This window comes from Zobellia sp. OII3 (assembly GCF_002211465.1).
In the GTDB taxonomy this organism is placed as follows: domain Bacteria; phylum Bacteroidota; class Bacteroidia; order Flavobacteriales; family Flavobacteriaceae; genus Zobellia; species Zobellia galactanivorans.
Genome location: NZ_MWRZ01000008.1, coordinates 30457 through 42551 on the forward strand (window position 1 = coordinate 30457; position 12095 = coordinate 42551).

12 protein-coding genes are annotated in these 12095 nt (G+C 43.2%); 7 read left to right on the forward strand and 5 right to left on the reverse strand.

The window, feature by feature from the left end; genetic code table 11:
- Positions 1-15 precede the first annotated feature (15 nt).
- From B4Q04_RS17465 to B4Q04_RS17475, 3 genes are all read left to right on the forward strand, one after another.
- Complete coding sequence (locus B4Q04_RS17465; protein ID WP_201723413.1) at positions 16-1284, forward strand: NRAMP family divalent metal transporter; 1269 nt, start codon at positions 16-18, stop codon at positions 1282-1284.
- A gap of 165 nt (positions 1285-1449) precedes the next feature.
- Positions 1450-1611, forward strand: a complete 162-nt coding sequence (locus B4Q04_RS17470) for a DUF1328 family protein (RefSeq protein ID WP_013993957.1) — start codon at positions 1450-1452, stop codon at positions 1609-1611.
- A gap of 82 nt (positions 1612-1693) precedes the next feature.
- Positions 1694-2014 carry a hypothetical protein gene (locus tag B4Q04_RS17475; RefSeq protein WP_013993956.1) on the forward strand — a complete coding sequence of 107 codons (321 nt, stop codon included), beginning with the start codon at positions 1694-1696 and terminating at the stop codon, positions 2012-2014.
- Between the two features lie 58 nt (positions 2015-2072).
- Here B4Q04_RS17475 and B4Q04_RS17480 read toward each other — a convergent pair whose 3' ends face one another.
- The 3 genes from B4Q04_RS17480 to B4Q04_RS17490 form a co-directional block, all read right to left on the reverse strand.
- Positions 2073-2258 carry a CsbD family protein gene (locus B4Q04_RS17480; protein ID WP_013993955.1) on the reverse strand — a complete coding sequence of 62 codons (186 nt, stop codon included), beginning with the start codon at positions 2256-2258 and terminating at the stop codon, positions 2073-2075.
- Between the two features lie 102 nt (positions 2259-2360).
- On the reverse strand, positions 2361-2771 hold the full coding sequence (locus B4Q04_RS17485) for an arsenate reductase family protein (RefSeq protein ID WP_088697587.1): 411 nt from the start codon (positions 2769-2771) through the stop codon (positions 2361-2363).
- A 69-nt stretch (positions 2772-2840) separates the two neighbouring features.
- A complete protein-coding gene (locus tag B4Q04_RS17490) occupies positions 2841-4421 on the reverse strand; it encodes a hypothetical protein (RefSeq protein WP_123772395.1) in 1581 nt (526 codons plus the stop codon).
- 216 nt (positions 4422-4637) lie between these two features.
- On the opposite strand from B4Q04_RS17490, the gene B4Q04_RS17495 reads away from it, so the two are divergent.
- On the forward strand, positions 4638-5216 hold the full coding sequence (locus B4Q04_RS17495; protein ID WP_088697589.1) for a hypothetical protein: 579 nt from the start codon (positions 4638-4640) through the stop codon (positions 5214-5216).
- Positions 5217-5236: 20 nt separating this feature from the next.
- Here B4Q04_RS17495 and B4Q04_RS17500 read toward each other — a convergent pair whose 3' ends face one another.
- On the reverse strand, positions 5237-6754 hold the full coding sequence (locus tag B4Q04_RS17500; protein WP_088697590.1) for a GH3 auxin-responsive promoter family protein: 1518 nt from the start codon (positions 6752-6754) through the stop codon (positions 5237-5239).
- A gap of 196 nt (positions 6755-6950) precedes the next feature.
- Here B4Q04_RS17500 and B4Q04_RS17505 point away from each other — a divergent pair, with 196 nt between their 5' ends.
- The gene (locus B4Q04_RS17505; protein ID WP_013993950.1) at positions 6951-8336 is read left to right on the forward strand and encodes an exonuclease domain-containing protein; all 1386 of its coding nucleotides are present in this window, start codon (positions 6951-6953) and stop codon (positions 8334-8336) included.
- 342 nt (positions 8337-8678) lie between these two features.
- Here the strand turns inward: B4Q04_RS17505 and B4Q04_RS23095 are convergent, their stop codons facing one another.
- Positions 8679-8807: a hypothetical protein gene (locus B4Q04_RS23095; protein WP_013993949.1), complete on the reverse strand. Its 129-nt coding sequence runs from the start codon at positions 8805-8807 to the stop codon at positions 8679-8681.
- Positions 8808-9413: 606 nt separating this feature from the next.
- Between B4Q04_RS23095 and B4Q04_RS17515 the strand changes: the two genes are divergently transcribed.
- Both B4Q04_RS17515 and porA read left to right on the forward strand, forming a co-directional pair.
- Positions 9414-9953, forward strand: coding sequence for an ASCH domain-containing protein (locus B4Q04_RS17515; protein ID WP_088697667.1), 540 nt, complete (start codon positions 9414-9416; stop codon positions 9951-9953).
- Positions 9954-10430: 477 nt separating this feature from the next.
- Entirely contained in the window at positions 10431-11963 is a 1533-nt protein-coding gene (porA, locus tag B4Q04_RS17520; protein WP_088697592.1) for a beta-porphyranase PorA, read from the forward strand.
- Positions 11964-12095: the final 132 nt, after the last annotated feature.

Sequence of the window (12095 nt, forward strand, 5' to 3'; positions counted from 1 at the left end):
AAAATATTTGAAACAATGCTTGAAGAGAAACCGGGCTTGCTAAAAAAGATTCTTGCTATGGTACTGGCCTTTGGCCCTGGTATCTTTGCCATCGGATACACTATTGGCACGGGAAGCGTCACCTCTATGATCGTTGCGGGAAGCACCTATGGTATGCAGCTATTATGGGTCTTGGTCCTAAGCTGCGTTTTTTCGGGCATGCTCATGTTCGCCTATGGCAATTATGCTTTGGTAACAGGCGAAACCGCCCTCTATGCGTTTAAAAAACACCTAAAATGGGGCAAACCCATTGCCATACTGATTATTTTGGGGGTTTCTTTCGGCCAATGGAACTCGCTTATGGGCATTCTTGGTATCTCGGCCAATATCATCTTTGAGATATTCCTCATCTATTTTCCGGCCCTGGCGGCTTATCAATATGAACTGGTCCTCACCATTGCCGTTGTGGTCATTATTGTCATGTACTATTTTCTGCTTATCGGTAAGTATACCTTTTTCGAAAAGATACTGGTGATTTTCGTTACTATAATGGGACTCTCATTTTTAGTGTCCCTATTCATGGTATACCCCCTTCCCATAGAAGTGGCCAAAGGACTTATACCGACCGTTCCAAAGGTCGAGGGAGGAGGAATGATGGTCGCTGCCTTTGTTGGAACCACCATGGCCGCGGCAACGTTTTTATCTCGCCCCTTGTTCGTTAAAGGAAAGGGATGGACCATCAAGAACCTAAAACAACAAAAGAGAGATTCCATTATAGCGGCCTCTTTGGTCTTTATCATCAGTGCTTCGGTCATGGCCGTTGCCTGTGGAGCCCTTTTTCATCAAGGACAACCCGTGACCAAGGTGCTCGACATGGTAAACACCCTTGAGCCGGTGGCGGGCAAATTTGCATTGACCCTTTTCTTTTTTGGTACATTAAGTGCGGGGCTATCTTCTATTTTCCCCTGTTTGCTCATTGCCCCTATTCTACTTGCCGATTACCAATCGGGAGAATTGGACACGACCTCAAAACAATTTAAGATCATTACCGCCATTGCCTGTTTATTCGCCTTGATCGTACCCGTATTCGGGGCCAACCCGATCCAGATGCAGATTGTTTCACAGGTCTTCAACGTATTTGTGCTTCCCCTCGTGATCCTTGGCATCATACTGTTGTGCAACAACAAAAAACTCATGAAGGAACACAAGGCGACCTTATTGCTTAATATTGGACTCACAGCGGCACTGTTCTTCTCCATCATCATCTCGTATAATGGAGCCGTGGCCCTCTGGAATTATTTCTAGAATAGGTAGTAACCCCTTCCTATACTCCCTGTTAATTAAGGCATACGGTTATTTTTATATCTAATTCAGCTAAGCGGTATACACACCTTTTGGGACATTTGTAAAACATGGAGCAAGACAACCCTTGCCGATGACAAATGAACAGTAATCTAAAAACCAAAAACTATGTTACGTTGGACCGTTATATTTATCATATTAGCCATAATCGCAGGAATTTTCGGATTTGGGGGAATTGCCGCCGGAGCTGCTAGTATTGCCAAGATTTTATTCTTTATCTTTATAGTACTTTTCATAATCAGTTTGATTATGGGCCGCAAGAAGATATAGAACCGATCACGATATAAACTTTTACTTGTAGAGGATGGTTATGCGGCCATCCTCTTTTTGTTTCACCTTAATACCTAACATTATGGACAGTGAATACGCCAAGCATGAAATGGACGCCATGAACGCTTATGAAAAAAAAGGATACACCCGCCGATTCCGCTATGAAGCCGGTACCTTGGTCGATCTTGAAACACACAAGGGTTATACCCCTCAAGAGATAACCATCGTCAAGGAAATCAGATATGAGGGCATGAGCGACCCCGAAGACCTCTCCATTCTCTACATTATTGAAACGAACGATGCTATTAAAGGCACCTTCCTTATGGCCTATGGACCGTCGGCAGATACCGAAACGGGCGCATTTTTCACGGCCATACCCGATAAAAACTACCATAGGGAATAAAAAAAAGGCCCGGACTTAAATGCCCAGGCCTTCTTATTTCGATTGGTATTGACTTGTGTTACCAACTGGCAATTTCCTCTTTCAATTCTTCTTTGCCCTTTCCGATCTTTTCTTGTACCCTACCCAACATTTCGTCGAATTTACCTTCTGAATAGGTGACATCGTCATCGGTCAAATTTCCATATTTCTGTTTGATTTTTCCTTTTACTTGCTTCCACTTACCTTCTAATTGTTCTTGGTTCATTTTCTTTATTTTTAAGATTCTACTTCTTTTAAACTATACCTAAAGTTAAGCAGGTTCCCCTTCATAGTTTGGCGCAAAAAATTCTGTTTTTGACCTAAACGGTTATGAGTAGGGTTTATCTATTCCTGCACTATCATCGTCTAAGAACTTCACAAAATCCGATGGGTTTTTTATCGGAATAAAGCGGTCGCCCTTTATAACGACGGGATATGCCAAGGTAGATGGCGATTTTTCCAATACCCGCAACCAATCATGTTCGTTGAGGTCTACCTTTTGGTCACCGTATTTTTCCATAAAATCAGGGTGGTCTTGGTTTACAAGACTTCCTACGGGCCGGTTCATACTATGGGCAATCTCCGCCCATTGGGTACCGGTCACCTTTGTCTTTGATATGTCTATCGCCAATATATCTTCATCCGCGGATTCAACGTATGCATAGGTCTGCTTACCTATTGAATTCTCCGAATTATAATATAAGGTGATTTTCTTTTTGTCTTTTGATATAACTCCCATTTTTCCGTGTTTTAGTTTATGATACCCTTAAACTAGGACTTTACCGTGTGCCTCCTTAGCCCAAAAAAATTATTTTTTTCTCCTTTCGTTCTTTCCGTTGCCGATAATGGTGGAAGTCAGCCCATCGCTCACATTTAACCATAGGTAATTAAAAAAGGACTTGGTAGGATCTCTTTGGGCCTCTATGCCACCGTAACGATATCCGTTTTCATCGGTGTTCGACCCATCGTTTACAAAAACCTTTCCTATGGCCGTCAATAATTTATTGATGCGCAAGCGGTCCTTTTTTAAAACGGAAAACTCAAAATCCTCATATTTCATCTTCATATCCCCTAAGGAAGATACGGCGTCCCCACTCACCGTAAAATACAGTTCTTGAATGTCGCCCCGGGCCCTCACCCGTAGATTGGATTCCAAAAAAGGATTCAGGTTCTTCGGGTTAAACCCCTTTACCGTTCCGGAAGCCAAAAAGGCATCCGATTTCTTCTGGGTATCAAAAGACCAGTTGAGGGTAATAGGCGCTTCGTTCATTAATAAGGCCTTGGCCTCCACACTTGTTTTCACCTTCTTGCCCGGAATGTTCTGCACATGGAGGATTTGGGCACTCACTTCGGCGAAATTAATTTTCCCCGGAGCGGTTTCCGTATTGACCCGTTCACTATAGGCAATATGCCCCCCGCTTATCTCTATCTTGGGTATATCCAATTGTATGGGGAGCTCACGAAGCGCCTCGCTATATAATTTTTTCCGTTCGGTATCACCGGGCAAGAGCTTATCCCGATACAGTTCGAGGTCAGGCCCCTTCATGACCGCTATCCCAGTACGCAACCTATATTTATTTTCACTATACCCCAATTCCATGTTTTCAAAACTGAGCTCGGGAATTTTTAAATCAATAAAGTCATGTTCCTTATGCAGATGCCAAGACAATTCTTTTTTGGAATATTTCGACTTTAGCGCCAAATCAGAGATGACCAACGCCCCATGCTTTATTTCGACCTTACTTACCCCTAAAGTTTCATACGGGCCCAGGTCGGCCATTAAGGAAGCCCCACTAAACCCAAGGGAGGAATAAGTAACCGGAAGCTTGGTAACGATACGGGACGCATCGGTAGCCACATCACTGATTTCAATATTTACCGAATCGAGCTTTAAGGCAACACTGTCGCTTTGGTCTTTATAGAGTGTAACATCACCGTCCACTACCTTGATACTACCAACCTCCAGCGCTTGTACGTTGCCTAAGGGATTCTTCCCCCTACGGGTCGTATCACTCTCCTTGTCCTTCAAACCATAGGTCAGGATTGGCCTTTCAATGTATAAAGTCCTTAAGGTGATTTTCTGATGGACAAGAAACTGCCAATACCCCAGCCCGACAACCTCTAAGGCATTTATTTTGGCGGTACCGTCCCGTAGGGAATCTTGGGTTCCCACTTTTAACGCTATCATTTTTAATTTGGCGCTACCCGTCAACACATTTACCTCGATATCTTCATAATCCAGTTGAATACGGGACGGCAATTCGTTCTTCAAAAAACCCGCTATGGCATCTTTGGCCATCCATTGGGCACCGATAATCACAAGCACCAAAAAGGCCAGCAGCATGAGAAGCCCCCTAAAAATATTTCTTTTTGTCCGTTGTAGATGCATGCCTGTATATGGTTTTAACGAATGGTACCAACGTACCCTCCTAAAACCTAAAAATCCCCCTTTACCGCCAAAAATGCGTGTGTTTTTAGAATTATAATTGACCGGTTAAGAAAAACGGGGTCAAAATATTCAAGGGTTTTATATCTTGAGGCCAACCCGTCATTTAAAACCGATAGTATTTCAATTTTGCATCCTTTTCAACTCTGTATATTCCTTATGGCCTTTGTTCAACTCCATGCACAGCACCTTGCTCCCGACGCAATTAAGGAAGAGGCGGGTATCGCCCTTTCCCATTACCCCGAGCTGGCCGACACCCCTATTACCTTTAAAATCGTAAAGAAAATCAAACAGTCTACCATGCGGGCCCAACCGAAATTCAACAGCCTCATCAAAGGAAGGAAAAAACGGGCCTATGTTATTCTGATCAGTGAACACATAAAGATTTCAAACCAAGTGTTTTTAACCCAAGATGTACCAAAAGATATTATGATCGGCTGGTTGGGCCATGAGCTGGGCCACGTGATGGATTATCGGGAACGAAGTACCTTAAACCTCATCTGGTTCGGACTCAAATATTATTTTTCAGGAGCCTATATCAAGGAAGCCGAACGCGCTGCAGACACTTTTGCCGTAGCCCATGGCATGCACGAATACATTCTAAAGACCAAGGCGTTCATTCTTGAAAATGCCGATATAGATGAAAAGTACAAAGCCCGTATACGCCGCTACTACCTTTCCCCCGAAGAAATAATGGCCATCGTAAAAAAACGTGAAGCTTCCGGGCCAAGGTCCTAATATCGAATCGGATCAGGGCCTTACGATTTTACAAAAGCTTCCCATTCTTCAAACTTCTCTTCGCCCATAACGCGTTCCATCTTTACTTGTCCGCCCTTCTTTTTATTCTTGCCGTTCCAGTCATGGAATACGGATGGCGGAACCGAAACGACCTTCACGCCCTTCAGCGCTTTTGAGCGGGCCACTTTATAATTCTTATTGGCGTTTTTAAGGGATGCATCCAAGGCACGGGCCAACTCTTGATCATCGGTTTTATCTTCCGTGCCCAAATACCAACAATGGTAAAATTCCCCTTCTATCCGTTTGGCACAGAGGGTATATTCGGGAATACGGATCCCGAATTTTTCCTCCAAACCTTGTACGCCATCATCCAACTTATTCACGGAAAGTTGCGAACCTACGGTGTTCAAAAAGAACTTGGTCCGCCCTGTGATCTTTATTTCCGCCCTTTCCACATCGGTGAACGCTATGGTATCCCCTATCAGGTAACGCCATGCCCCGGAAACCGTACTGATAAGAAGCACATAATCTTGTCCCTCTTCCACTTCCGAAAGCTGTAGGGCGGGTGCATCATCCCTTAACGACCCGTCCGGTTTTATATATTCGGGTTCAAAGGGTACAAACTCAAAATAGATACCTGAGTCGGTAGAGAGCTGCATTGCATCGGTTTCAGGCCTGGCCTGAAATGCCATAAATCCCTCCGAAGCCAAATAGGTATCTATTACGGTAATGGGTTTCCCCAAGAGTGCGTTAAAACTCTTTTTATACGGGCCAAAAGCCACTCCTCCCGAAGTATATACCTGAAGGTTGGGCCAAATCTCGTGAATGTGGTTCAGATTATGGTAATCTATGACCTTTTGCAACATCAGCTCGATCCACGACGGAATTCCGCTCAATGCCCCAATATCCCAATTGGGTGCTTCCTCGGCTATTTTTTGCACGCGTTCGTCCCAATCATCGATTTCAGCTATTTCCTCGCCCGGCTTATAATACCCGCGAAACCAAGTGGGAATATTACTGGCACTGATGCCGCTTATCTCCCCTTCTTGATGACCTTCCACCTTATTCAGATCCGTTGAACTGCCCAGCATCAAGATACCAAGTTCAAAGAAATCGGGGGGCAAGTCGAAATTGCTCAAGGCAAAGACCTGTTCCAACCCGGTTTTTCGGATGGCGTCTATCATAGCATCGGTTACGGGAATTTTTTTGCTCGTCTTTCCCGTAGTGCCCGAACTCAAGGCAAAATAATCGGGCCTGCCCGGCCAGGTCACATCCGCTTCCCCATCATGTAGTTTTTGCCACCATTCCTTATCGATCCGGTTGTAATCGAAATAGGGAACGGACTTGGCAAATGCTTCGACAGGGGATTCCGATTCTAGAATCGCCTTAAAGTTATAATGCTTCCCGAAAGAGGTGTTTTCCGCCTTTTTTAAAAGTTCGTCAAGCACGACTTTTTGTTCCGCTATAGGGTCTTTCGATCCCGAAAGCTTATCCCTTACTTCAATAAATCCCTTAATAAGATGTCCTATGATCGGCATGTGTATCGTTTTTCGTAAAAATAGGCCTAGGCCCGTTCTGGCCTGCTCTTTATACAATGTTTGATCGACTCAAAAGCCCGGTCATCGAGGCATCCACGGTTTTAGGACCTTATCCCACTTGTCGACATAACGTTAAACTTTGTTATGTCGACCTTAGTTTGCTTAATTTTAGGGTATAATTCCACCTCATTCGCATTTGTACAGCATCGTAGACATAGAAACCACCGGCAATGGCATAAAGGGTAATAAGATTACCGAAATATCCATTTTTAAATTTGACGGTTACGAAATCGTCGAGGAGTTTACCTCCTTGGTAAACCCGCAATGTGAAATACCCTATTTCATCACGCGACTGACGGGAATCGATGGCGATATGGTCCGTGATGCACCTACACTGGACGAAATTGTGGATGACATTCTGAAAATTACGGAAAACACCATTTTTGTAGCCCATAGCGTAAACTTCGACTACAATGTAATCAAGAACGAATTAAAACTCTTGGGAAGGGACTTTATTAGGAAAAAGCTCTGTACCGTCCGTTTATCGCGTAAGCTCTTGCCTGGATACCATTCGTACAGTCTAGGAAAGCTATGTTCTTCATTGGGCATTCCCTTGACCGACAGGCATCGTGCCCGCGGCGATGCCCATGCCACAACCCTACTTTTTAAAAAATTATTGCGCGCAGATGGGGCCGAAGAAGTGTTCAAGAGCCACCTCAACGCCCGCTCACAGGAAACCACCCTACCCTCTTCCTTGCCTAGGGAAGCCTTTGAAAAACTGCCTGCAGCGCCCGGCATTTATTATTTCAAGGACGGGAAGGGGAAAATCATCTATGTAGGAAAGGCCATTAACATCAAGAAGAGGGTGTTAAGCCATTTTTACGACAAGTCTACCAAGGAAATACAGCTCTGCCAGGCCACGGCCGATATCGATTTTGAACTCTCGGGAAGCGAGCTCGTGGCCCTGTTGATGGAATCGAATGCCATCAAGCACCACTACCCCGAATTCAACCGCGCCCAAAAAAGAAAGATTCAACCCTACGGCATATTCAGTTATGAAGACCGCAACGGCATTATGCACCTGGCCTTCAACAAACTGAAAATGGCCCCAAACTCGGTATTGACCCTCTACGGACCTACCGATTGCCGATTGTTCATCGAAGAAATCTGTAAGCGCTTTAGGCTCTGCCCCAAGTATTGCCATCTCCAGGAAAACGTAAAGAGCTGCTCACATTACCGCATCGAATCTTGCGACGGCATCTGCCGTGAAGAAGAAGCCACCGACCATTACAACGAAAAAGTACATCGGGCCCTACATCACATTCGGGCGCAAAAAGAAGATTTTGTCATAAGGGAAAAAGGAAGAAACGCAAACGAGCAGGCTTTTGTATATGTAAAAAACAGTACGTATATGGGGTATGGCTTCGTCGACCGACAAGAACACATAAGTGCCGAACACGAACTGGAAACTTTTCTCGTTCAGCAGAACAACACCTTGGAAACGGAGAGTATTATCAAATCATATCTTAGTAAGAACCCCGATAAAATCGTGATTTTAAACAGCGAACATCACAACGATTAACGGTCGGGCTTATTTGTTCAACTTTTTGTACATAAGAATTACAAACAACAACCACACACTAAATATTACGATTACAACAGTGGTATATATCCATATAGCGTCCATAAGTTTGGTTTCAGGTGGTACAAAGATTGGTGGCCATAAAAGCACTACAATACCGGCAAAAGATACACTTCGCTAGTTTGTAATCCGATTCTTATTAAAGATAACCAAAAATCAATAAAAACAACCCTTATGAATTAAGATTGCTTTAACATTTGTAAAAATGTTAAGAAAAACGTCCAAACCGTGACTTATTCGCAATAAAAAATAACTTAAATACAGATAATCAAGGATATACAACTATTTTTTCTTGCCGCTATTCATAAAAAGTACAACGGTGACTACCAGGGCCAAGCACACTATGGCGAAAACGGCAATCATGATAATGCCATTGCCGTAATTGACGAGAGGTAAATTTTGTGAGATCATAGGTCGATTATTTATTTCCTTCAAATTTAATATGAAGTCCTAATTTAAAATATGATAATTATCAGTATTACAATATTTTATATAAAACAAAGCGAACACACTATAGGTGTTTCCAGTAATTTGCCCTGAAGATGCCACCTACACGAAACCAACTGAAAAAAGTTGATCTTGATATAGCAAAAGCTGAATATGGACTTAAAATCCATTTGACGGCCTTACCCCCAAAAGGCCCATACCTATTCAATTGGGAGCATCACACCCAAAGACACCCTCGACTAAATAATAAAATGCCGCTTCGTCTAGCATTTATGGTCATGTTGCCCAAAAAGCACCGAGCTTATCACAAAACCGATGAATACGAAACCAAGTACTAAAATTATTACGCTTCTAAGGTCGAAATCTAACGAGGAGAAAATTTGAGAAATCATAACTTTGATTTTTAAATTACTACTTAAAGTTAAAATGAAACCCCCTCAAAAAATATGATAATAATCAGGGGCTCCGTTCTTTCTAATCCCTATAACCCCTTTGAAGGTTACAGATATTTACATTACTTTTCGTTTAACCAACAAGACAGCCGCAAAATCCAACAAAATCCAGAATACAATGAAACACCTCATCCTAATTACCTTTCTCGTATTAAGCAGCTGTAAAGGCGAAACAAAAGCGGAGCAAGAGCTTGCCATAGATCCTTCCGTTCAAGAGATGTGGGAGCGTTTTACCACATCCTATCCGGAGTTTAAGGAAGAGGAACAACCTGAGTCTTGGTTTTTTCACGATAATGAAGAAGATGCCAATCGTTTGGCCGAATTGGTCGTACAAGGGAAAAAGCAAGCGGGTTCAGGACTCTATTCTTGGTACAAAGAAGCCAAGGCAAATTTGCCATCCGTAGGCACAAAACACATCATTACCGATTTTGACGGAACCGCAAGGGCAATCATTGAAACCAAAAAGGTAGATACCATTCCCTTTAACCAAATCTCTGAAGCTTACGCCGCCCTAGATATGGGAACGACCAATGAAGCCCTACAAAAATGGAAGAAGGCGCATTGGGATTTCTTTGCAAGTACAATGAAAGAAAGCGAAAAGCAAGCCACGGAAGACATGCTCGTTGTTTGTGAGTATTTTGAAACCCTATGGCCGTGAGGACAAAACAACCGTTTCATGAATACGCATTAATAAGAAAACAAGCGCTGGTTCAAATGGTAGATCCATTTTTACGATTATTTCTTATTCCCATGTAAAAAGACCAATCGACCGAAATAGAAAACCGAATGAAAGACGTTAGCAACTAGCAAGCATCGATCCCAAACCGCATTAAGAAGAAAACTCCACCGTCTTTTGTTTAAGGGATTTTCAAACCTTCGTCCTACTTATAAGATTGTAGGGCAAACATAGTCCGTTAACGGAATATCTGCATTCCTTATGGCTCGTAAACCGCCGCCCATATCAAGAAAATCATGTTCCCCTACTCTTTAAAATCGCTTCCGCTATGACTGAGCGATAGCCTCCGGTACACGAAACAAAACATATATTTCTTTAGGAAATACGCCTTTTAGTCATTCCCAAAATCCAATAATCAATTTTGTACGTAAACACCTACGTAACTCTAGATCTTACAACATGAAAAAAGTATTACTATTTTTAATTTTTTTAGTAAGCGCAAATCTTTCTGCGCAATTACCATCTCCTACAAACGGGAAGAAATGGGAAAAGGTTGAACAATTATCCGATGAATTTAACGGCAACTCCATTGACACCAATAAGTGGTATGATTACCACCCTTTTTGGGAGGGCCGAGCCCCCAGCAATTTTAAAAAAGGGAATGCTTTCGTAAGTGACGGTTTCCTAAACCTTCGTTCTACATTAAGAAAAGAACCAAGTAGCGTTCAAGATCCTTTTAAGGATATTTGGGTAGATGCTGCCGCGGCGGTTTCCAAGACCAAGGCCCAACCCGGATATTATTACGAGGCTCGCTTTAAGGCCTCCTCTTTGTCTATGACTTCTTCGTTTTGGTTCCGCGTTGGCCAATTTTCTGAAATCGATGTTATCGAGCATATTGGAAATCCATCCAAAGAAAACCGACAGGACGATCTTCCTTATCAATATCATGTTAATACACATTATTACGGAAAACATGCCGGATTGCAACCACTTGGAACCGAATATAAAATGCCCGGCAGGGGAAGGGATAATTTTTACACCTATGGATTCTGGTGGAAGAGTCCTAATGAACTTCTTTTTTACTTCAATGGCAAGCAGGTTATGCGTATCGTTCCAAGAGTGCCTTTAGACGAGGAATTAAGAATGATTTTTGACACAGAAGTATTCCCTTTTGCCACGGCAGGTGTTGCCAATATCGGACTTCCTAAGCCGGAAAACCTCCGTGACAATTCTAAAAACACCATGAAAGTAGATTGGGTACGGGTGTATAAATTGGTTGACGGCACCGCCGCGGAAGACAGTTCCGATGCTCCGATCGGCAGTTACATTTCCCTCAAAAAAACGCAAGGCGACGGTAAATTTGTAACCGGTGAAAAAGATGGCAGCCAATTGGTTGCAAGAGGCTCGACCGTTCAAAGCTGGGAAAAATTCAAAGTAGAAAAACACCCTAAAGGCGGGATTACCCTTAAGGCCAATTCCAATGGTAAATATGTACAAGTTCAAGGAAGCGACATCAACAAACCGGTAAGGGCCGCGGGCGATTTTCAGGGCGATTGGGAACAATTCGAATGGAAATCCAAAGGAAACGGACTTGTAGCCTTGAAAAGCGTGCTTACGGGCAAATGGCTACAGGCTCCATGGACCGAAAACAACGCGATAATCCGACCGAAAGGGCCCGTAGATAATGGTTGGGAAACTTTTGCTTGGAAAAAGGAGACATCACCTACCGCCAGTACGGCGCTTTCCGCCCAGTTGGAGACAAAGACCGTAGATGGAATAAGAGTGTATCCCAGCCCCGCATCGGAAACCTTGACTATTGAGGGAGTGGAGGGCGAAAATGGTTTACGTGTTTTTGACTCGACGGGCAATCCAGTCCTTAAAAAAGAAGGCATACTAGGCCGTAAAGAACGATTAAACGTTTCCGGTCTTATCAAAGGCAACTACCTATTGCGCACTGGATCAGGTGAACAAACCTGGTTTCAGAAAAACTGATTTTGGAGGCAACTATAACATAGCCTCATCTAAAATTTATGATAATTTTTCCCGGGCCCACGACAAATTCAAAGCTTTGTCAAGGCTCGGGATTTTTTATAGTTATTATCAAAAGAACGTCCCATATAATCG